Annotated in this window: 22 protein-coding genes and 1 pseudogene; 2 read left to right on the top strand and 21 right to left on the bottom strand. The window is 40.8% G+C overall.

What is annotated here, in order from left to right:
• Positions 1-225 precede the first annotated feature (225 nt).
• A complete protein-coding gene (locus tag SCSC_RS00585; RefSeq protein ID WP_006270368.1) occupies positions 226-849 on the top strand; it encodes a TetR/AcrR family transcriptional regulator in 624 nt (207 codons plus the stop codon).
• Between the two features lie 185 nt (positions 850-1,034).
• Here the strand turns inward: SCSC_RS00585 and SCSC_RS00580 are convergent, their stop codons facing one another.
• The 15 genes and pseudogenes from SCSC_RS00580 to SCSC_RS00510 all read right to left on the bottom strand — a co-directional run bounded on the left by SCSC_RS00580 (position 1,035) and on the right by SCSC_RS00510 (position 16,136).
• Complete coding sequence (locus tag SCSC_RS00580) at positions 1,035-2,612, bottom strand: ABC1 kinase family protein (protein ID WP_006270397.1); 1,578 nt, start codon at positions 2,610-2,612, stop codon at positions 1,035-1,037.
• A gap of 109 nt (positions 2,613-2,721) precedes the next feature.
• Positions 2,722-3,000, bottom strand: a complete 279-nt coding sequence (locus tag SCSC_RS00575) for a phasin family protein (RefSeq protein ID WP_006270381.1) — start codon at positions 2,998-3,000, stop codon at positions 2,722-2,724.
• A gap of 148 nt (positions 3,001-3,148) precedes the next feature.
• Positions 3,149-3,295: pseudogene (locus SCSC_RS09490) on the bottom strand (DUF1304 family protein); the annotation flags it as partial.
• Positions 3,296-3,695: 400 nt separating this feature from the next.
• Positions 3,696-4,307, bottom strand: a complete 612-nt coding sequence (locus SCSC_RS00565; RefSeq protein ID WP_006270384.1) for an HAD-IA family hydrolase — start codon at positions 4,305-4,307, stop codon at positions 3,696-3,698.
• A complete protein-coding gene (locus SCSC_RS00560) occupies positions 4,304-5,581 on the bottom strand; it encodes an MATE family efflux transporter (RefSeq protein ID WP_006270390.1) in 1,278 nt (425 codons plus the stop codon). Before SCSC_RS00560 ends, SCSC_RS00565 begins: the two co-directional genes overlap by 4 nt.
• Before the next feature lie 119 nt (positions 5,582-5,700).
• The gene (gene thrC, locus SCSC_RS00555; RefSeq protein ID WP_006270375.1) at positions 5,701-7,185 is read right to left on the bottom strand and encodes a threonine synthase; all 1,485 of its coding nucleotides are present in this window, start codon (positions 7,183-7,185) and stop codon (positions 5,701-5,703) included.
• A 302-nt stretch (positions 7,186-7,487) separates the two neighbouring features.
• Complete coding sequence (locus SCSC_RS00550; protein WP_003036990.1) at positions 7,488-8,111, bottom strand: V-type ATP synthase subunit D; 624 nt, start codon at positions 8,109-8,111, stop codon at positions 7,488-7,490.
• Positions 8,112-8,123: 12 nt separating this feature from the next.
• Positions 8,124-9,515: a V-type ATP synthase subunit B gene (locus SCSC_RS00545; RefSeq protein ID WP_003071147.1), complete on the bottom strand. Its 1,392-nt coding sequence runs from the start codon at positions 9,513-9,515 to the stop codon at positions 8,124-8,126.
• Positions 9,502-11,292 carry a V-type ATP synthase subunit A gene (locus SCSC_RS00540; protein WP_003071149.1) on the bottom strand — a complete coding sequence of 597 codons (1,791 nt, stop codon included), beginning with the start codon at positions 11,290-11,292 and terminating at the stop codon, positions 9,502-9,504. The genes SCSC_RS00545 and SCSC_RS00540 overlap by 14 nt, the downstream gene beginning before the upstream one ends.
• A 12-nt stretch (positions 11,293-11,304) precedes the next feature.
• A complete protein-coding gene (locus tag SCSC_RS00535) occupies positions 11,305-11,628 on the bottom strand; it encodes a V-type ATP synthase subunit F (protein ID WP_006270371.1) in 324 nt (107 codons plus the stop codon).
• Complete coding sequence (locus SCSC_RS00530) at positions 11,618-12,628, bottom strand: V-type ATPase subunit (protein ID WP_006270400.1); 1,011 nt, start codon at positions 12,626-12,628, stop codon at positions 11,618-11,620. Before SCSC_RS00530 ends, SCSC_RS00535 begins: the two co-directional genes overlap by 11 nt.
• 11 nt (positions 12,629-12,639) lie before the next feature.
• Positions 12,640-13,230, bottom strand: a complete 591-nt coding sequence (locus SCSC_RS00525) for a hypothetical protein (protein ID WP_006270374.1) — start codon at positions 13,228-13,230, stop codon at positions 12,640-12,642.
• Between the two features lie 55 nt (positions 13,231-13,285).
• On the bottom strand, positions 13,286-13,765 hold the full coding sequence (locus SCSC_RS00520) for a V-type ATP synthase subunit K (protein WP_003071156.1): 480 nt from the start codon (positions 13,763-13,765) through the stop codon (positions 13,286-13,288).
• Between the two features lie 99 nt (positions 13,766-13,864).
• Positions 13,865-15,823 carry a V-type ATP synthase subunit I gene (locus SCSC_RS00515; protein WP_006270373.1) on the bottom strand — a complete coding sequence of 653 codons (1,959 nt, stop codon included), beginning with the start codon at positions 15,821-15,823 and terminating at the stop codon, positions 13,865-13,867.
• Positions 15,813-16,136, bottom strand: a complete 324-nt coding sequence (locus SCSC_RS00510) for a hypothetical protein (RefSeq protein WP_003027241.1) — start codon at positions 16,134-16,136, stop codon at positions 15,813-15,815. Before SCSC_RS00510 ends, SCSC_RS00515 begins: the two co-directional genes overlap by 11 nt.
• Positions 16,137-16,372: 236 nt before the next feature.
• On the opposite strand from SCSC_RS00510, the gene SCSC_RS00505 reads away from it, so the two are divergent.
• A complete protein-coding gene (locus tag SCSC_RS00505) occupies positions 16,373-17,218 on the top strand; it encodes a MurR/RpiR family transcriptional regulator (protein WP_006270388.1) in 846 nt (281 codons plus the stop codon).
• Between the two features lie 54 nt (positions 17,219-17,272).
• Here the strand turns inward: SCSC_RS00505 and SCSC_RS00500 are convergent, their stop codons facing one another.
• Genes SCSC_RS00500 through SCSC_RS00475 form a run of 6 tightly spaced genes read right to left on the bottom strand, consistent with a single transcriptional unit; the run spans position 17,273 to position 21,990 of the window.
• Positions 17,273-18,157, bottom strand: a complete 885-nt coding sequence (locus SCSC_RS00500) for an ROK family protein (protein ID WP_006270385.1) — start codon at positions 18,155-18,157, stop codon at positions 17,273-17,275.
• Between the two features lie 17 nt (positions 18,158-18,174).
• Complete coding sequence (locus SCSC_RS00495; RefSeq protein WP_006270405.1) at positions 18,175-19,092, bottom strand: dihydrodipicolinate synthase family protein; 918 nt, start codon at positions 19,090-19,092, stop codon at positions 18,175-18,177.
• A 25-nt stretch (positions 19,093-19,117) separates the two neighbouring features.
• Positions 19,118-19,765 (bottom strand): DUF624 domain-containing protein, encoded by a 648-nt coding sequence (locus tag SCSC_RS00490; RefSeq protein ID WP_006270380.1) that lies wholly within the window; start codon positions 19,763-19,765, stop codon positions 19,118-19,120.
• 24 nt (positions 19,766-19,789) lie between these two features.
• Positions 19,790-20,242 (bottom strand): NanQ anomerase/TabA/YiaL family protein, encoded by a 453-nt coding sequence (locus SCSC_RS00485; RefSeq protein WP_006270413.1) that lies wholly within the window; start codon positions 20,240-20,242, stop codon positions 19,790-19,792.
• Between the two features lie 13 nt (positions 20,243-20,255).
• Positions 20,256-21,086 carry a carbohydrate ABC transporter permease gene (locus tag SCSC_RS00480; protein ID WP_006270401.1) on the bottom strand — a complete coding sequence of 277 codons (831 nt, stop codon included), beginning with the start codon at positions 21,084-21,086 and terminating at the stop codon, positions 20,256-20,258.
• A gap of 16 nt (positions 21,087-21,102) precedes the next feature.
• Entirely contained in the window at positions 21,103-21,990 is an 888-nt protein-coding gene (locus tag SCSC_RS00475; protein WP_037566036.1) for a carbohydrate ABC transporter permease, read from the bottom strand.
• Between the last annotated feature and the right edge of the window lie 102 nt (positions 21,991-22,092).

The raw sequence follows: 22,092 nt of genomic DNA, 5'->3' as shown, positions 1-22,092 counted from the left end.
AAAGTACAAAACTCCACTAATACCATTATATCAACTACCTCATAGTATTTTCAATCAAAATGCTCTATATTTTAGTTCTATTTCTTGACAAACTGTAAAGTTTTAAACACCCCATTGATATACAACAGGATAGTGCAGGTGGTTTACAAAACGTAAACTTTTTCCGATGATTTTGCTAGACTACATATATTTTTTAAATTAGAATATTTATAAGGAGGGAGCAAGATGGTACTTAATACGAGAGAAAAAATTCTAGAGGCTTTTTTTGAGCTTGCTATGGAACATCCAAATAAAATTCATTTTTCTTTAGCAGAAATTGCCAAAAAGGCTGGAATTTCAAGACAAGCCATTTACAAACGTCATTTCAATGGAAATCATGAAATTCTAGACTATATTCATAAAGAACTTGATGCTGAATTTCGAATGATTTTTCAAACTTATGATAAGAAAGTTTATCCTGATCCTTTTGTCTTTTTTGCAGAGGTAGTGATTCCTATCTTATACACCCACCGAAAACAAATCAGCTGTCTTTTTACAACAGCAGCAGATCCATATTGGAGGGAATTTTTACGAAATACCTATGGACAATGGATTGAACAGCATATTACGATTGACTATCAAAAATTAAACATTCCAAAAGAAAAGGCTGCTCAAGTTCTTGTTAGAGGAATTTTGATCTTTATCGAAATTTGGATTACCCAACCTGAACCTACCCCTCCTGAACAATTTGCAGAAACCTTTTTAAAGTTGATTCATTTCCCTCTCACAGACTATGTTTGTTTCAAGCAAACTTCCTCTAATGACAAACTGATCGTTACAAATAGTTTAGAAGGTAAAGAAAAAGACTAGGATAAGATTATACTGCCTCCAAAAGTTAGATTTTTTATGTCTAACTTTTGGGGTGCGGTTCATAAGATTCCTAATCTTAGATAATAAGCTTACAACATACAATCGTTGTATAGGCTTTTAATAATGATGAAAACGAGATAGATTGTAATTTTCAATAATTCAAGTTATCTCGTTTTCTTTTTATGTTATTTTTTTGTGGACTGGATAATCAGATAAAAAATCCATATCAACACCAATCCTGCTAAAGCAAAAAGACTTCTCGCTAAAAGCAACAGCTCCGGATTGAAGGTTAACATGCCCCCTGTCAATAATAAAGCCAGAAAGACAAGGCTTAGTACAAGACGATTGGTCAAAGATTCGATACGACGAAATCGTTGATTGTAGTCTATCAAGTCATGATTAACAACCAAGCGACCATTCACCACCTGCTCCACTAGCTGGTGGAGCCGTCTTGGAATGCTTTTCCCATGCCGCAGCAAATAGAGTAGTTCGATTAAGAAAGAATCATAACTCAAGGTTTGGTGTAAAATATCTGATTTCATATTTTCAAGGAAATATTGCTTGGCTAAGGTCATCAGATTGATATTAGGAGCTAGCTCGCGAAAAAGACCTTCAATTTGCAAAGCGGCTTTTTCTAAAATTGCCATCTGAGAAGGTACTTGTAAATGATGACGCCTACAAATCGCCACCACATCCTCAAACATATCTGTAATCGACAAGGAGCCCAACTCTAAATTACCGTATTTGGTTAACATGCGCTCAATATCTTGCTCTAATTGCAATTTATTGATTGGTTCACTAGTAGTCGTAATTGTTAGAATAGCCTGTGTCATCGAATCAATGTCTTGTGTCGTAAAACTAGACAGCATGTCATTTAGAGACACACGAAAACCCGTTTCCAATTCCCCTGTAATTCCAAAATCAATAAAATAAATCTTTCCTTCATAGATTAAAAGATTACCTGGATGTGGATCACCATGAAAAAAGCCATCTTTAAATACCTGCTTGATAAAGCTCAACATGAGTTTCTGACCAATATCTGCCAAATCGTAACCCGCTTCTTGTAAAACAGCATATTGATTGATGCGGACGCCAGGAATGTATTCTTCCACAATTAAGTGTGGAGTAGTAAAGTCTGGATAGACTTTTGGCACGCCAACACAAGGAATCTCTTGATTGTAGCGAGCAAATTCGTCCATGTACTTAGCTTCATTGCGAAAGTCAATTTCGTTCAAGAGAGTGGTCTGCAACTGTTGTAGAATCTTTGGCAAATCCACCATAGGCAGCAAATGCTTAGGAAAATGACGAGCTAGGCGAATCAAGAGCGCAATGTCTTCTGTAATTTGCTCTTGAATATGCGGACGCTGAATTTTCAGCACAACTTCATCGCCATTTAACAAAACAGCACGGTGAGTTTGTGCGACGGAAGCACTTGCTAAATGTTCCTGCGAGACGTCTAAAAAAAGTTGCTCAATTGGGCGTTTTAACTCGTCTTCAATCGCAACCATGACGGTCTCTTTGTCCAAAGGTTTGACGTCATCTTGCAACTTGCTTAACTCTTTGATATAGATTTCTGGCAATAAGTCACTGCGAGTGGACAAAATTTGACCAATTTTTACAAAACTGGGTCCTAGTTGCTCAAAAGCTTCTCGCAATTGCTTAGGAGCTTTTTTCTCGTCCAGTGGCTTCTTTCGATCTTTCAGATTGGACCAACCAACAGCACTAAAGGCTGTTAGAATCTCTCGTAAGCGTTTGTTTGCCATAAAGTTATCCTCCTTCTATTTATAATTGTCAATTTTTCTTTCAAATCCTGCTTTTAGTTTAGCAAAAAACGCAGTCTTTATAAAGTTGTGACTGCGTTATCATGGAAGACTATTCTTCTGTTTTCGAAAGCCCTTTAAGCAATTGGTCTAGTTTGTCTTCTAATCGTTCAATATCTTGCTTGGTTGCATATACATTATCTATTTGTTCAACTTGACTTTCAGCGGTTTGTTCTTTTGCTTTGCGCTTTAATTCTGACTGAAGTTGCTTGCCTTCATCCACCGTTAAGCGACCTTTGGCAATCAATTCTTTGACAAATTCACTAGCTTTATCATAGGTCATGGAAGTCAATCCAATCCCTGCCAGCAAAACTTTTTTCAATTCGTCCATCTTGACACCTCCATATATGAGAATCTTTCCACTTTCATTATAACGCTTTTGAGCTATTTATTCTAGAGAAAAATGAAGTAATAAATCATTTAGAGCACAAAACGTTAATAGTGATTCACTTAAACTTTTATAAAGGTTAATGCTAGCCTTATTTAAACAATAAAATACTTAAAATAGCTAAAATAGCGGGACCTCCTTGGATCAAGATGATTTTCTTATTAGCTGTTACTGCACCATATCCTGCGATACCAATGACAGACCAAACACAAAGAGTCACAATTTCTAGACGAGGACTGCCTTCATTTTGGACACCTACATGGGGACTCGGTGAATCCTGTAAAAGTTGCTTTTTTACAAGATTCATTACATCTAATCTCTCGTTTATTTTTGGGATTGCGACTTCGTTGAACATATCCATGCCCTTCTAAGAGCCTGAAATGCTGGGGCAATACTGCGCGGGATCAATTTTCAAGACTTCTTGCACAGCTGCCTGATTACACGGAATATGATTCATCAAAAATGCCACGTTAAGCTCATTACGCAAAGAATTGCGTGATAGCCTGTTCCGTTGAATGTAGTTGATATAGTAGGTGATGAATGGAACCCTAGTTCTCCTTTTTAGTTTTGGTGATTCGTCAACTATTGACAAGTCAATTGTGGACTATAAAAAAGAAAAGCAACCATTTTGCTTCCCTTTAACGGATTATCTTTTGTATATCTACTAACTGATTGATTTTTTGATTGATCGTTGGTCGGTAATCACAGAAATTGATGGATTGAATACCGCTGTTAAAGGCAACATCTACATCTAGCATTCGGTCACCGATATAGTAAGTCATTTCTTTATTCAACTGATATTTTTCCACCAGATAATCCACCCCTTCTGGATCAGGTTTTCTTGCAAATCCATTAGCAGTCGTCACAATTTCTGTGAAATAATCCAAAATATCTAAATCAGCTAAAACTTGGTAGGCATTTTCCCCCTTGTGGGTATAAACAAACTGCTGAATACCTGCTTCCTGCGCCCAAGCAAGAATTGTCTTAGCACCATCCATAAGCTTAATTTGAGCATTCTTCTCTTGCAAGCTTTGCCCTCTAAATCGATTCATCTCTTCTGCATTCAAGCCTTTTTCTACTGCAACTGTTTCCAGCAATTTTTGAACAGAATGCCGCAAAATATAAGCATGGCTACCCTCTCGGTCAAAGTCCAATCCATAGTGAGTATAAGTTTCTTCAATCCCCGCCAAAATAGCGTCATAGGAATCTAGTAATGTTCCATCCAAATCCCAAATAAAAGCTCTTGTCATGTTCGCTCCCTCATTTTCCGTTGGTAGAGTATTTGTAAAAATAGCCAGCGAAAGCTATTGTCCAAAAGAGTAGCCGTCCAAACTCCAGATAAGCCCAAGCCCAGCGTTACCCCCAGAAAATAGCCTGCTACAATGCGAATGAGCCACATACCAACCGTCGTGGCATAAAAAGGCAGCTTAGCATTGCCCAACCCTTGCCAAACAGCTGTATAGATGACTGTTCCTGATGTCATAGGCACTCCCAAAAGTGAAAACAGAACAACAGACAAACTAGCCTGAACAGCACCACCGTCAGTTGTATAAAGTTGTGTTAACGGCTGCCCAAGCCCAAAAAGAAACAGAGCTATCGGTAACATGAGGCTTAGAGATAACCAGTACGTCTGCTTTGTCAGCCTCCTAACTGCTTGAAAGTCTGCTTGTCCCACTGCATGAGCTACCAACATGACTGTTGCAGTAGCGACACCAAAGCTCGGCATGTAGTTAAACTGGGTCAGAACCTCTCCAATAGCATTTCCTGCGACGGCATCTGTCCCGAACTTAACAATAATAGCAATCATCACAACATCCCCGGCTCGCATCATCAATCGTTCCCCAGCAGCTGGCAGAGATAAGCGCAGCAGTTCCCAATCTGGCTTCCAACTCCAATGCGCCAAAGGTAGTGACAATTCTTTCCATAAAATGAAGACGCCCACCAGACGAGCTAAAATAGTTCCCAATGCCACTCCAATAATTCCCATGTGGAAAATAAAAATTGCAATGCTGGAAAAAAGAACATTAAGTAGATTGCTAAAAAAGCTGACATACATAGGCAGGCGGGGATTACTGGTCGCTCGAACCAAAGCCCCTAGACTTGTCATCATTCCCAAAAGAACAATTGTTCCTCCGATTAAAGCGAGATAGAGACCACCTGCATTAGCGACTGCAGGCTCCGTTCCCAACCAAGCCAATATTTGCCGTCCAAAAGCAAGCGAGAAAAGTCCCAGAAACCCACTCAGCATCAGGGTCAATTTAATGGCTTCACTAGTATGATAAGCTAGATTATCTCGGTCTCCTTCTCCTAAACTCTTAGAAATTAGACTGGATACCGCTGATCCTAGCGCAATAAAAATGGCCTGGTAAATGCTAATCATATTGCCAGCAACCGAAACTCCTGAAATAGCCACCAGACCTAGACTAGCTACTAAATACGAATCTACCATTCCCATTAGCATCTGCAAAAAGTTTTCTACCATGGCTGGCAAAGCTATGTTTAAAATCTTTTTATAAGTGGTCATGCATTATGAAACTCCTGCTTTGATTATACCCTTTGCTGTACGAGACTTGCAATAGACTGTTTATATACTTTTACAAGCCGAAAACTCTCAGGTGAGTCCCCTCTGAGTGTTGAAAATGGTTAAAGCCCTAAATCCTTTTCTACTGCTGCCTGCATCTGGTCAGCAGCAACAATCATTTTATGGCGGACTTCAGCCGTTTCGATGCCATCCACTGCTGCTGGAATTGACACACCAGTAAGATCATGTAACTGAGCCAAAGCTTCAAAATCACTCAGTCCGGTTTGTCCAGTCACAGCTTCGACTGCAACAACTGGGAATTTGTAAGGACTGGCAGTTGAAACAACGACTGTCTTCGTGTCGTCACCTGTTTTGGTCCGATATTTTTGATAAACGGCTGATGCTACTGCTGTATGCGGATCTTCAATATAGTTAGATATTTCATAAACCCGTTTGATTTCAGCCGCGGTCTCCACTTCTGTGGCATATTCAGCCGCAAAGAGTGCTAGCATTTCTGAGTCAAAGTTGGTCAACTCATACTGACCATGTTTTTTGAGATTGGTCATCAACTCTGCTGTCTTTTCGGCATTATTTCCTAACAGGTGGAAAATCAAGCGCTCTAGATTTGAAGAAACTAAAATGTCCATAGACGGGCTAGATGTCACCTTGAAACAGCGCTTCTTATCATAGATATGTGTTTTAAAGAAATCTGTCAAGACATTATTTTCGTTGGAAGCACAGATTAACTTGCCAACTGGAAGACCTATTTGTTTAGCATAGTAGGCTGCCAAGATATTACCGAAGTTTCCAGTTGGAACAGAAAAATTGACTGCTTCACCAGCTCGAATCTGATCGGTTTTGACCAATTGTGCATAGGCATAGACATAATAAACAATCTGCGGCACCAAGCGCCCGATATTCATGGAGTTGGCGGAAGAAAATTGCGACTTGTGTTCTGCTAGTTTTTTGTGAAGCACAGCGTTATTAAACATCTGCTTGACATTGGTCTGAGCATCATCAAAATTCCCTTCAATAGCTACTACATGAGTATTGTCCCCTGTCTGAGTCGTCATTTGCAGCTCCTGAACCTTGCTGACACCGTCTTTCGGATAAAAGACGATAATCTCGGTCCCAGGAACGTCTGCAAAGCCTGCCATAGCTGCCTTACCCGTGTCGCCAGAAGTCGCCGTCAGAATGACAATTTTATTTTCCAAGCCATGCTTTTTCGCTGCAGTCGTCAGTAAATGCGGAAGGATGGACAAGGCCATATCCTTAAAAGCAATGGTCGAACCATGAAAAAGCTCTAAATTGTACTGACCATCTAGCTTGATTAAGGGAGCAATGGTCGGCGTATCAAACTTGTTATCGTAAGCATGGGCAATACAATCGTCTAGCTCTTGATCTGTGAAATCATCTAAGAAAGCAGATAAAATTAATTTTGCTACTTCTTGATAGGAAGCGTCTTTTAGTTTTGCAAAATCCAACTCTACCTGAGGATAAGAAATTGGAGTAAAGAGACCGCCATCTGTTGCCAATCCCTGCAAAATAGCTCGGCTAGCTGTCGTTGTATTGTTTACGTCACGTGTTGATTGATAAACTAAAGTCATAAATTTTTATCCCTTTCGTGTAGTCTGTTCTATTATAACATGACTTATCAGAAAATTCTCGCATTTCTATGGAAAATACTAATGTGCGTAAACTTTTGGTTTCTTCTTGCTTGCACGTCTAATCATCGAAAAGAAAAACAGACGTCAACTCATCAAAGCATCGTCCGTTTTGTTTTTTGATTATCGTTGTCAGCCATAGAACTGAATGTCAGTGACAGTGATTTTAAATATCGAGTATCCCACTACCGACTTATTACACAACATTATTTGGCTACCTCAGTTTTTTGAACACTCTCCCATCATTATTTCACTTTCATAACTCTCACTAGACTAGCGCGTTCGGCTTCTTCTAGCTTCATTTCAATATATTGAATGGTTTCTATGAGATCTGGAATAGTTGCATACTCTAAGCCATTGACCCGGCGGCGAGTTTTTTCAATTTCATCCGCCATCAACTGACAGCTCTTTTCAATCTCTGCTAAGCGCAAAAGATCTGGCAATAGGTTACTCATATCTTCAATCGTCTCATCCATCTGGCTGTTGGATGCCACGTAGCTATAAACTACATCTCCCTCATCATCACCGTAAGGATTCGCAATATGGGCATGCATCTTAGGAACTCTCACGCTCATGATATTTTCCTGTTCGATATGGAGATTGATTTCTCGCATAGGGACAGCAAAAATTTCTTCCACCATAAGGTCGCTTTCCAAAGCTTTTGCCAACACAAAGTCCTGCATATGACCAACTAGAGCTTCTTCAACTTTTTGGCGAAGGCGATTATTTTCGCGAACAGCTTCAATAAAACGACGCATCAGTTCATCTCGCTTATCCTTGAGAAGTTTATGACCGCGAGTAGCTGTTTTCAAGCGCTCTTTTAGATTGTTGAGTTCCATTCGAGTGGGTTTGATATTCAAACGAGTCATCGGCTCACCTCCTTAAGCTTGCCGCCTACTTTCTGGTAAATATTGGTCAATCATATCATCCTTAATCCGCTTCAGCTCCGTCCGTGGCAAGATAGACAACAATTCCCAACCTAAATCTAGGCTTTCTTCAATCGTTCGATTGGTATAAAATCCTTGATTGATATATTCTTTTTCGAATCGCTCAGTAAATTGTACATAGAGCTTATCCGTATCAGATAATGCAGACTCTCCTAGTACAACTGCTAATTCTTTGGCCTGTTTCCCTTGTGCATAAGCCGCAAAAAGCTGATTCATCGTTGCCGCGTGGTCTCCCCGAGTCTTTCCTTCGCCAGATCCTTTGTCCTTGAGGCGCGAAAGAGACGGTAACACATTAATCGGCGGACGATAACCACTATTGTAAAGGTCACGCGACAGGATAATCTGACCCTCAGTAATGTAACCAGTCAAATCAGGAATGGGATGAGTGATATCATCCTCAGGCATGGTAAGAATTGGAATTTGTGTGACCGAGCCTTTCTTCCCTACCAAACGTCCCGCACGCTCATACAAAGTGGATAGATTGGTATAAAGATACCCCGGATAGCCTCGGCGTCCTGGCACTTCTCGACGAGCAGCGGATACTTCTCGCAAGGCCTCACAGTAGTTCGTCATGTCTGTCATGATGACGAGAACGTGCATGTCCTTTTCATAAGCCAAGTATTCGGCAGCCGTCAAGGCAATTCGTGGTGTCGCAATCCGCTCAATAGCAGGATCATTTGCTAGATTGATAAAGAGGATAGAGCGGTCAATGGCCCCCGTCTCCCGCAAGTCATTCATAAAAAATTCGGCTTCTTCAAAGGTCGTCCCCATAGCTGCAAAAACGACTGCAAAATTTTCTTCTGAATTGAGCACAGTAGCTTGACGAGCAATCTGAGCAGCCAATTCCTTATGAGGCAGGCCCGATCCAGAAAAGACTGGCAGTTTTTGACCACGTACCAAAGTATTGAGGTGATCAATAGCTGAAATCCCAGTCTGAATGAACTCATCAGGATAATCTCTTGCTACTGGATTGATCGCTTGACCGTCAATGTCCAGGTATTTCTCAGGCAAAATATCTGGACCACCATCAATAGGCTTACCCATCCCATTGAAAATCCTTCCGACCATATCTTCTGATACTGGCAACTCAAGAGGATGACCGGTAAAACGCACCTTAGTTTTCCCTAGATTGATTCCGCTAGAGCCTTCAAACAGCTGCACCATCGCCTTATCTTCTTGCACTTCTAAGACCTGCCCTTGACGCTTCGTTCCATCATGGAGTTGGATTTCCACTAATTCATTGAAATGCACCCCTTCTACTCGATCCACAATCATCAAAGGGCCGACAACTTCACTGACGGTACGGTATTCTTTAATCACGTTCATTGGTTGCTCCTCCTTGGGCGAGAATATCATGAAGTTTTTCTCGAATAGCGGTATCCAAACTGCGAATTGCTTCCAACTGATCCTCTGGGATAAATTTAGAGCGGGCAATCTGATCTCTCAACTCCACAGTACCGTTCATAATCTCAGTAAAATAGGCACCTAAATTCAAAGAACGATTAGCTTCTTCATCAAACGTTAGGATATTAGTAAGAAGAGCTACTTGTTTTTTAAAGGAAGTGTAGGTATCCACTTCGTCAAAAGCATTCTGCTGCAGGTAGTCCTCACGGATCATTTTTGCTGTATTCATGGTAAGACGATCCTTTTCAGACAGCGAATCCAGGCCAACCAACCGTACGATTTCTTGTAGTTCACTCTCTTTTTGAAGAATGTTCATTGCCTTGGTTACCTTTTCTGACCAAGTCAACTGTTCATGTTGATTGATATAGTGCCCTACCTCATCTAGATAAAGTGAGTAAGAACTAAGCCAGTTGATAGCCGGAAAGTGACGACGTTGTGCCAACTGAGCGTCCAATCCCCAGAAGACCTTGACAATCCGTAGAGTATTTTGCGTAACTGGCTCTGAAATATCTCCACCTGGAGGGGAAACGGCACCAATTGCAGTAATACTTCCCTCGCGCTCGTCACTACCTAAGGTTTTCACCCGACCAGCTCGTTCGTAATATTCAGCAATCCGACTGCCGAGATAGGCAGGATAGCCTTCATCGCCCGGCATTTCTTCCAAACGCCCGGACATTTCCCGCAGAGCTTCTGCCCAACGTGAGGTCGAATCTGCCATAATGGCCACAGAGTAGCCCATGTCTCGGAAGTACTCAGCAATTGTAATTCCTGTATAGATAGAAGCCTCACGCGCCGCAACTGGCATGTTGGACGTGTTCGCAATCAGAACAGTTCGTTGCATAATTGACTGACCAGTTACTGGATCGATTAGCTCTGGAAATTCATTTAAGACATCCGTCATTTCATTTCCCCGCTCGCCACAACCAACATAAATCACGATATCCACATTAGCAAATTTGGCAACCTGATGCTGAACAACAGTCTTGCCAGCACCAAATGGGCCAGGAACAGCAGCTGCCCCGCCCTTGGTCACAGGGAAAAAGGTGTCAATCACGCGTTGACCCGTCACCAAAGGTTCCTCTGGGATCAGCTTTTGAGCAAATGGACGGCCTCTCCGGACTGGCCACCTCTGCATGAGATTGCCGACAAAGACAGAACCATCCGCACGCTCAATTTCGTAGACTGCTTCTTCGACCGTGAAGCTACCAGCTTCAATAGCTGTCAGCCGACCACTAACACCAACTGGTACCAGAATACGATGCACTACCAGCTCGGTTTCTTGAACGGTGCCTAGAATATCTCCAGCTTGGACTTCATCGCCGACAGCTAGACAAGGTACAAAGTCCCACTTAGTCTCACGATTCAGATTAGGTAGCTGAACTCCACGTACCAGAAAATCACTCTGTGTCACCGTTTGAAAGCGTGCCAAAGGACGTTGAATGCCATCAAACATTTGCGAAATCAGACCCGGCCCCAACTCAACTGATAACGGACTCCCTGTTGTTTCTACTGGTTCTCCTGGCCCAAGACCAGAGGTTTCTTCGTATACCTGAATAGAAGCCTCATCTTGACGCATCTCGATGATCTCCCCAATCAAGCCCAAATTGCCTACATGACAAATATCCTGAATGTTCGCTTCTTGCATTCCAGAAGCAACCACCAAAGGACCTGAAACTTTTATAATCTTTCCTTGACTCAAGTCTTGCTCCTTCTAATTTAAAATATTTTGTCCGACTGCTTTTTCTACATTCTCACGAATGCGTCCCCGTCCTAATCCCGTTATTCCTTTATGAGTCGGGATTAAAATAATCGCTGGCAATACTTGCTTATCATAGTAAGCCAATGTTTCAGGGATTTCTGCAGCCACATCCTCTGTCAAATAAATAATGGCAAAATCTTCTCGACTCAGTCGGCGTAAAGCATTCACAGCATCAGCTGCTCCTGTGACTGGAAAAGTCTGAAAACCAATTAGACGAAAAGGTAGAATGGCATCACGATTTCCTACCACACCAATTTTATAAGTTTTACTGGCCATAAATCGGTCTCATCCTTTCTTTAATGTTTTCTACTGGAAGCTGATTTGTCAAACCGGTCAAAATAAGTCGAAGATTTTTTACTTCTAGCTCTTTTCCCAATAAATAGCGAGCTAATGGAAGTGGACCACTTGTTTCAAATCGTCCTTGCTCTAAGAGTTTAAACGGAACCAAGTCTGCTAAATATTCCAGTTCAAGATTTGTCAGCTTCCCCAAATGCATTTTTTCTTCATAAGAGCGCAATTCTGCATCAAATTCTAATGGGTTTACTTGAGAAAACCAGTCCGTTAGTTGCCCTTTTTCTGCTAACTCAATCCACTCTGCACTTGTCAAAGACCCATCATCAGATAAGAGTTGTGTCATAAAACTATGCGGTTTTTGGTGACGAATGGCACGCTGCACCGTTGTTGCATTGTAAAAATCAATCGTCAACCGCACCAACTGCTTAAGCCGCTCATCTTCAAATTCAGATTCCAACCTTTTTAAGTGCGCGAAATAAGCTAGATCCATTCCGATTTCTAGAACACGCACATCTTGGTAATCCTGATATTCTGCCCAAGTTGCTTCTATTTCATCCACCATCAATTTGGGACAGTATTCCGCAGAAAAAGTTGTAATCAGCTGCTCCAGCATGTCTAACGAATATGACCCGACAGGAATCAACAGATGCCTTAAATTTAAGCCGGTTGCCTTGTGCTTAAGCAACACTTTAAGATTGTGATAGGTATATTTAAGCGTGAAAAACTCCACCAAAGCAGATGTTGGACTGACTTCAAAAGCCCATGTATACTCTGCAAACAAATGCTTCATGAGAAATCTCTCAATCGTATTTAAGTCAGTTAGTTGTTCATGATTCGGATTATATGCTGTCCCTTCCAAAGCTGCTGATCGACTTTCAGAACTTGAAGCTCGCAACAACTGCTCATACTGCGCAGGACTTAAGAAACTACTCTCATGAATACTAATTTCTGTATTAACTTGTGCGAAAGTATTGTCATTCATGAACAGTCTCCTTACTCTTCTTTATCTTGGAAAATAGCCTGAGCGAGCCGATAGCTTTCCTCCTGCCATAAAGAATCCACCAAATAACAGTAGAGATAGTTATCGTCAACATTCCCTCGAGAAAGGAGAAAACCCGCTTCTCCACTCACAGTTGAAGAAGCTAATTTCACTTGTGGATAACGCTCTAACAATTGTTCTAATTGAACGGCTGAATATTTACCAAATGTTCGTGAACCAAATGTCAAAACCAGCTCTTCTTGAGGATACTTTTTTAAGATCTGCTCCAAAAAAGCCTGTTCCTGTTTGAGCGACCAAGCCGCCATCTGCTCATAAGCTCCTGCAAATAATTCTTTCAAAATCCGTTGCTTGGTCACCAAAGTAGATTGACGTTTTTCATTTTCAAGTTGCTGCACTTCACGCTGTACTTGACGTTTTAGCACTTTTACTTCTTGCTCACGTTGTTGCATTTTTTCTTGTTTCAGCCGTGCTTTTTGTTCTTTAGTTTCGCGATCAAGGGTTGCTTGGGCATTAGCTACTAACTGGCGCCCATTTTCATGCGCCTGCTCTAAAACCGAATCCCTCAATTGAGATTCAAATCCCATATCTGCCTCCTTCTATGAAATCAGATGGTTCAAGACCCTAAAAACTGTCTCATTTTCATTTCACATTCAAAACCATTAAAAGAGACACAACAAAGGCAAGGATAGCATAGGTTTCGACCATGGCAGCAAGGATTACTCCTTTCATTACGTCTTCAGGACGTTTTGCCAAAATCTGCATGCCTGCTGTCGCTACATTTCCTTGATATTTAGCAGAATAATAACCAACAATTCCAATTGGCAGTGCGGCAAAAAAGAGTGCCAAGCCTGTTTGGAGAGCCATTTCGGGTTGAACTTTAAAGAAAATCAAAATCCCAATAACAAAACCGTACAAGCCTTGCGTACCTGGCAAAAGCTGCAAAATCAAGGCGCTGACGAATTTCTCAGGTTGCTCTTTTAATAGGGCTGCCGCAGCCTGACCGGTCGAGCCGACATTCCGCGCAGAACCGATACCACTAAGAAAAATCGCCAGAACCACACCTAGTGCTGCGAAAAAGGCACCGCCATAAGTTGAAAAATAAGATGAAAAAGCTTGCATAAATAAACTCCATTTCTAATAGTAAATACTATTTGTTTGATTGTTCTAATTGTCAATGATATAAAATTCTGTCTGAGCAATTAAAACAATTTCGCTGAACTACTTTTTGTAGCGAACATATTTCCCTGCTGGTTTCAAAGGTTTAAAGGCTTTTCCACCACCATCGTAGAATTTTCCAAAAAATTCAACAAAAATCAAACGTGCTCCGTGTACATAGCCTGATAAAAAGGAGAGGAACATATTGATACTGTGAAGGGCGATAAATAGCACAATACCAATACTGAAGCGAGCAAAAGGAGGAAAGAGACTAACAATTAAGTTAAAGGCTGAACCAATACTCGCACCTGCAAGACCCAAAGCCATAAGCCTCGTGAAACTCACCAAGTCGCCTACATAACTGCTGATATTGTATAAATTAAACAATGCAGGCCCCAATCCTTTCAAACTCTTAGCGCTGATAATAGAAACGAGTACAATACCCACAGCATTTATAATAGCAAGCCATTGTCCGATCAAACCAGCAATAGCAAGCGATGGGAATAATCGACCCGCTGCTAATAAAGCCAGCCCGACGAGAATCAGCATCCAAGCAAAGCCTGAATTATAGGCTTCCGCATAGTCTTTCATGCGAATATTCTTTGCACCACTGAGATAAAGCCCTGTCATGACTGTAATAAACCCAATCACGACCGACATAATCAGAATGGTGATCACATCCGTACTGGTATCAACAATCGCAAAAGGCAATTTGAAACCAAAGAATGAACCGTAGATGACTCCCCAGAGTGCAACACCGACTCCTAAAATTCTAAAAAAGCGTAAATTCTTAGCCAGATTTGACTTGATATGTAGAGCCTTCAAAGCCCAACTTGTTCCACCAAAGAGCAACAAACCATAACCAATATCAGCTGCCATCATACCAAAAAAGATAAAATAAAACAGCGACACAACGGGTGTTGGATCTTTGTCTTCGTACTTCGGCAGCGAATACATTTCCGTTACCAACTCAAACGGCTCAATCAGCGCATTGTTTTTGAGTTTTGTCGGCACGCGCTGTCGATCAGCTGCCGTCATTTCATGGATTTGAAGCAAGACAGCACCACCAAATTGCTGCGTGAGTCCCATTCTTAAATCTTCTATCTGCTCCTGCTCAATCCAGCCCTCTAAGGCAACCAAATTCTGTGTACTAGCAAGAGCTTCCTTGCTTTCTTGACGAGAAGTTAAATTCAATACATAATCCAACTGACACTTGAGTTGTTTTAATTCTTCATTTGAAGATGCCAGTTGTATTTTTGTTGAAGTTATGAGTGCTTCTTGCTCTTTTATCGTCGCTTGTAATGCTACCAAACGCTCCTTTGGCAATTCCTCAAAAGCATATTCAAACAGCTTGAAACCAAGTTCTGTCAAAACTGCTTGGGTTTCTTTAGCAACTTCTGCTTTACATAACACAAGGATTCCTTTTTCTGTACTGCTAGTAAAAACCTCTTGAACTTCCAGATTAGGATAATCCTGCAATCGAATATTGAACTGATTGTTTCCACTGGTTGGAATGGTTCCAACAAACGCACGAAGATGTTTAAATTGCTTAAGTGCTACTGGAGTAACGTCTAAACTTACCCATTTTTCCAACTCCGCTACTTCCGACTGAGCCGTTTCTTTGACTTCTTGTGCTCTTGCCAACACTTGAAATTGTTGCTGAATCGCCGCAAGAAACGCTTCTTCGTCACGCGCTTGTCCCATCTGTTCTAAACTGACAAAGCTTGTTTCCAACGGAGCTTCCTTCAATGCTTCCAGCATTTTTTTCTTAGGAACAAATGCTTGCAGGTTTTCAATCATACGTGCGAGTTTTTCCTGCCGCCGAGTCAAAGCTTGAAGGTGTTCCGAAAAAGATGTATCAGGATTCCACACTAACTCTTTCTCAAAAGCACCTTTCCAGGTCTCTTTTGTTTGTAAATCCTGAATTTCAACCGATTGGAGATTTTGCAGATAGGAAAGGATTTCATCCAACAATTCTTTTGGCAACAGCAGCGACAACTCCTGCATTTGACTAATTGCCATATTTTTCTACCACCCTGTCTACAATCATTTGCAGTAACGCCTCTTTTTTATTTGACAAAGCTGCTTGGACTTTTTCTTCGTTCTCTTGTTTCGTTTTTTCCAAGTCTTGTGTCAAGCTAGCAATCTCTTTTTCAGATTGTTCCTTTAACTCAATAAGCAACTGTTGTTTTTCTTCATCATAGGCTCGCCCTAGCTGCTTCAAATCCCTAGCAGCTTGGTCTTGCAACTCCCGAATCTGATGTTGATAACCAGCTAGCACTTCATCTGCTGCTCGCTCAATTTCTTGCATTTGCTCAAGAGTAGCATTCGTCATATCTTGCACCTCCTTTGTATCATACAATGGCTGTAACGTTTACTTGTGTAAATTATAACACATTTTCAAACCATTCGTCACAGAGTTTTATTCCTTTTCTGCGCTTAATTGAAATCATTTCACCGTGTGCTATTTATCAAGCTACCCAGCGTCTTATTTTGTAAAACTATGTTATAATACAAATAGGTTTTTCAAAACATTTGTTCTATATCACTACAAGTAAAGAGAGTACATCTATGAAAAATACGCGACATATTATGGCGAGAATCGAAAGCCATTTTGACAGCATGACCGACTTAGAAAAGCGGATTGCAAACTACTTTTTAAATCCTTCTAGTATCTACGACGACCTTTCTTCGCAAAAAGTTGCGCAAACTCTTTTCATCTCCCAGGCGGCACTTACTCGCTTTGCAAAAAAATGTGGATTTAAAGGTTACAGAGAGTTTAATTTTCAATATATTCATCAATTGCAAAGTAATGTAGAAGAAACCAATCACTTACAACACGATGTGTCCCGTAGAGTTTTGCGAAATTATACTCAAATTCGACAACAGACAGAGGAATTGATTGATGAAGAAAAACTGTTGCGTGTGGTGCAGTTTATCGAAGAAGCGGATCGAGTGTATTTTTTTGGTATTGGTAGTTCAGGGTTGGTAGCTCGTGATATGAAACTGCGCTTCATGCGGCTTGGGGTCATCTGCGAAGCTTTGACAGATCAAGACGGCTTTGCTTGGACGACCAGTATTTTAGACAAAAATTGCTTGGTGATTGGTTTCTCTTTATCAGGACAAACCCAATCTATCATCAATAGTCTGATGGATGCCAAAGCAATGGGAGCTAAAACTGTATTGGTAACAGGCCAATCAGACAAAGTTGACCAACAATTTACGGAAATCATTCCTGTTGCCATTCAAAGCAAACCAGAGTATATTTTGCGCATCTCAGCTCAATTTTCTATGTTGCTGGTGATTGACTTACTCTATGCCTTTTTCCTTGAAATTGATCGGGAGAAAAAAGAAAAAATCTTCAACAGCTATTGGGAAAATAAAAAATTAAATGGTTACTACCAACGACATAAATAACAAAAGAGCAAGTTGAGTTCAGATTTTCCTGAGAACCTCACTTGCTCTTTTTATCTATTGTTGTTTATTTTTAAAATGATAATAGGCACCAAACATTCCTGCTGTATTTTGATAGTAAGCGAAAGCGAGCTTGGTTTTTTTAGCGATACTTGGTACCAAGCAGGCTTTCATAGCAGCCTCAATTCGAGGACGAAGAACGGCCTCTTGCTCCATAATGCCGCCACCTAAAATCACCACTTCTGGATTGACTACATAGCAAATATTCGCAATCCCTTGTCCTAGATAGTTAACCATGCGGTCAATGCCTTGGATACAGCGTGCATTTCCTTCTGTTGCTTCCTTGAAAATGCGCCGTCCATTCCACATAGCAGGATCTTCTCCGTGAAGTTCTGCTACATAATTGACCAAGGCCGTCGTTGAAGCCACATCTTGGAATGCACCATCTGACAGATACACATAACCGACTTCACAGGCTGAATTACTAAAGCCGTGAAAAACCTGACCATCCACCAGCAAACAGCCACCGATACCCGTCCCAATCGTCAAACAAATCGCAATGTTCGCTCCCTTTCCGCTCCCGGACATGACTTCTGCTAAGCCAGCACAATTGACATCGTTTTCAATCTCACAAGGAACGGCAAATGTTTCTTCTACCACTTTCTTGAACTGAGTACCTGCATAGTTCGGAATCTGAGGACCAGCATAAAAGATTTCTCCTTTATCTGGATCGACCATTCCGGCTGAGGAGATACAAACCCCAGCAACTGGAATTTGTTCTAAATAACGTGCTACAATTCCCTTTACCTTGCGCAAAATTTCTGGACCGCCCTTATAAGCCTCTGTTGGGATTTCATGTGCTTCCAGCAAGGTGTCAGTATCATCAATCAGACCATATTTGATATTTGTTCCACCAATATCAATGGCAATATATTTCCCCATAATCCACCTCTTTTTTATTACAAGAACGTTTCCTTAGCTGCACGAATCAAACGAGCTGCTTCTTCTACAATCGGACGATCTGTGCCTGTCACTGGTGTTAACGGAGCACGAACAGAACCAACGTTTAGATTTTCATTGATTTTCAAGACTTCCTTGATGACAGAATACATATTTCCATGAGCAGCAGTTAATTTTCCGATAATAGTATTGATGGTAAATTGTAATTCTTTTGCTCTCTCCAATTCTTTGTCGGCAATCAATTGGTTGAGCTTTAAGAAAAGTTCTGGCATAACCCCATATGTTCCGCCGATACCTGCTCTTGCTCCCATCAGGCGACCACCTAAAAATTGCTCATCTGGCCCATTAAAGACGAGGTGGTCTTCCCCGCCAAGTGCTGCAAAGGTTTGAATGTCTTGGACAGGCATGGAAGAATTCTTCACGCCAATCACACGTTCATTTTTGAGCATTTCTGTATATAAACTTGGCGTCAGAGCTACACCTGCCAACTGCGGAATATTGTAGATCACAAAGTCTGTATGTGGGGCAGCTGCGCTAATATCGTTCCAATATTGAGCAATCGAGTATTCTGGCAAACGAAAATAAATCGGTGGTATGGTCGCAATAGCGTCCACTCCCAAGCTTTCTGCATGGCGCGCTAACTCCATACTATCCTTGGTGTTGTTGCAAGCGACGTGAGCAATAATAGTTAATTTCCCTTTTGCCACTGCCATTACTTCTTCCAAAATCAATTTTCTATCAGCAACACTTTGGTAGATACATTCACCAGATGAGCCATTAACATACAAGCCTTGAACTCCTTTTTCAAGAAAATATTCTACCAAAGCTCGCACGCGCTCCGGACTAATCTCGCCTTGATCATCATAGCAAGCATAGAAGGCCGGAATGACCCCTTCATATTTTTTTAAATCTCTCATATTTTATTCTCCAAGTTAATTGGTTTTATCGTTTATATTTATTAAAAATAGTTTCCATAATAGGCAATTGCAAAAATCCTAAGGCTGCAAAGCCAACTAATACAAAAAGAGTAAAGCCCAGTAGCAATACAAATCCTGAACTAGAGAGGAAAAAGACAATTACAGCTAATAAGGCTATCATCAAAAAGAACCACGGGAAATGCAAACTCACCATGATCAGTCCCGTTTGTAATAGATCTTTTATCGTCATTTCAAACTTAGCTGCCAAAGGATAGATGCATAAAAACAGCAAACTAGTAAAAATGATGACACCGATACAAGTTGCTTTTAGCATTTGAAACAGCATTGTTTCCTGCCTCCAAAAAAGCACGAGGTCAAATAGACTGATTCCTACAAGTAGCAGTTCTAGCAAACCAAGTTTTAAACCGACTTTCCAATTTTTTCTAAATGCTTGCATGTATATCGCTGTGACTTTTACGCGACGCGCACCCTTGATTTCAAACAAAGTTTCATACAAGCTAATTTTGGCAATACCAATCATAACAAGTGGTAGACAAGACAGCAGAAAAAGAAGATTGACTGTCACTAAATCAAGAATTTTTTCACAAATTCTCATGAATAAATTATCCGTATTAAAAATAGATTTCACTAACTGAGAGCTTTTGTTCTCCATGCTCAATCTCCTTTATTTTTCTAGTTAGTCAAATAGCACTTTTACCACGCATTTCTTGACCGTCAACCCCTTGCCAGCAAAACCATTTGGGTGATGAGCTTCTTCGGGTAAAAACGCCACAAAATTCCGATGATCCAAAACTAGCGGATAGACTTGGTTGCAAGTGTTAAAACCAATATCTTTCTCTGCATCATAAACGTTGCGAAGTTCCGTTTGCTCATAGCCATACTGGATTATTTCTCGCCCTTCCAAAAGAAAATGCAAATCCAAATAACGATGATGAAATTCAAATTCATCATTCTCTTCTTGATTAAGCTCATTTTCCTGCACAAAGAAGAAAACTTTGTCTCCATTAATCTCATACCGTCCTAACTCATAATTGCTTAAATCGTGAGTTAGGAGATAATCAATGGCACAATCCAAATGCTTATGGATACCTTTGTAATGGGCAAGATTTTCCAATTCATCGAAAATCATTCGTTTTCCCTCCTTATCCTTTCACAGCTCCCATGGTAATACCTTGTGTGAAGGATTTTTGGAAGACAAGAAAGACGGTTACAATCGGAACAGCTGCCATAGCAGCACCAGCCATAATCAAACCATAATTCGTTGCCATTTCAGCTTGCATCGTTGCCACTCCAAGTGAAATCGTTAGATTTTGCCGCGATGTCAGCATGACCAATTGCATAAAGTAATCATTCCATGTGTTGATAAAGGTAAAAATGGCAAGGGCAGCAAAACCTGGTTTTACAATTGGAAAAGCTACATTCCAAAAAGTCCGAATTTCACCACAGCCATCAATCTTAGCAGATTCCAACAATTCCGTTGGGATATTTTCACTAAATTGCTTCATGAGGAAAACCCCAAAAGGCCAACCGACAAGAGGCAAAATAACTGCAGCTAGTGTATCATGAATTCCCATAAAGTTGACAATACGGACCAAAGGAACCAGTACTACTTGTTTAGGCAGAGCCATAGCAGCGATAAAAGTTGCAAAAAGAATCCGCTGCCCATAGAAACGTTTTTTAGCCAGAACATAACCCGCTAAGGCAGAAGTAATGCAGACCAAAAACATGGTCGCTAGCGAGATAAAGACACTATTCCACATCCATTGCAGGGCTGGGTTTTGCACCATCAGCTGTTGGAAATTTTCTAATGTTGGCATCTTAGGCCACCATTGAGGTGGAATGACAATCGTATCTGGCTGCGATTTGAAAGCCCCTGTTAAAATCCAATAGAAAGGAAAAACAAAGAGAACGGTCAACACCAAGAGAATAATCGTTGAAATTACCGTAAAGGCATTCATTTTTTTCTGTTTCATCTTGTCTCTCCTTTCTTTAATATTTGACGTCATTTCCAAGAATCTTGAATTGGGCAAAGCTAATCAAAGCAATCATAACAGCTAAAAATACTCCCATGGTATTAGCATAACCATATTCAGATAACTTGAAGGCTTTTTCATACAGGTAATACATCAATGTACTGGTTGAATAGTTTGGCCCTCCGGATGTCAACAGCTGAATCAAGGCAAAACATTGGAAGGAATTGATTGTTGTAATGATCGCAATATACAGAGTTGTTGGCAAAAGACTTGGCCATTTAATCTTCCAGAAAACTTGCAGCTCTGTCGCTCCATCAACACGCGCAGCTTCCACCAATGAATTGTCAATATTTCCCATAGCAGCAATATAGAGAATAATAGGCTGCCCGACAGAAGTTGTCAGCAAAATCACAATAATCGCCATCAACGCCCAATGCTTATCACCCAGCCAAGAAATATTCTGATTGATGACATGACCCGACTTCAGGACGAAATTCAAAATCCCTGACAGTGGGTCGTAAATCCATTTCCATACAACCGTTACAGCTACACTCCCTGTCACCACTGGCAGGAAGAAGACGAACCGATAAAATGACCGTGCAATCGCATTCTGACTATAGGTTTGAGAAGCCACAAACAAAGAGAACAGAACAACAATTGGTACTGAACCAATAACAATAATCACCGTATTAATGAGAGATTTAATAAAGACTGGATCTTTAAACATTCGTGAGTAATTGTCCAATCCAACGAATGAAAAGGATGTCATAGAATAATTAAAGAAACTCGTTACAAATCCCATCACCATCGGTGCCAATACAAAGACAATAAAGAATAATAGAACTGGTGCCAAAAAAGCATAGGAAATCACCGTTTCTCTCATTCTTATTTTATTCACTTTCACATTCAACACCTCATTTAGCTAGAGGAGATACTGACCTCCTCTTTTTGATAAAAAATTCCCTTTTCCTATTTTATGAAACCAACAACAGAAAAAGGGAAATCG

Source organism: Streptococcus constellatus subsp. constellatus (genome assembly GCF_023167545.1).
Taxonomy (GTDB): domain Bacteria; phylum Bacillota; class Bacilli; order Lactobacillales; family Streptococcaceae; genus Streptococcus; species Streptococcus constellatus.
The sequence above is the reverse complement of the archived record's forward strand: the minus strand, read 5'-3'. Positions and strand labels throughout refer to the sequence as shown.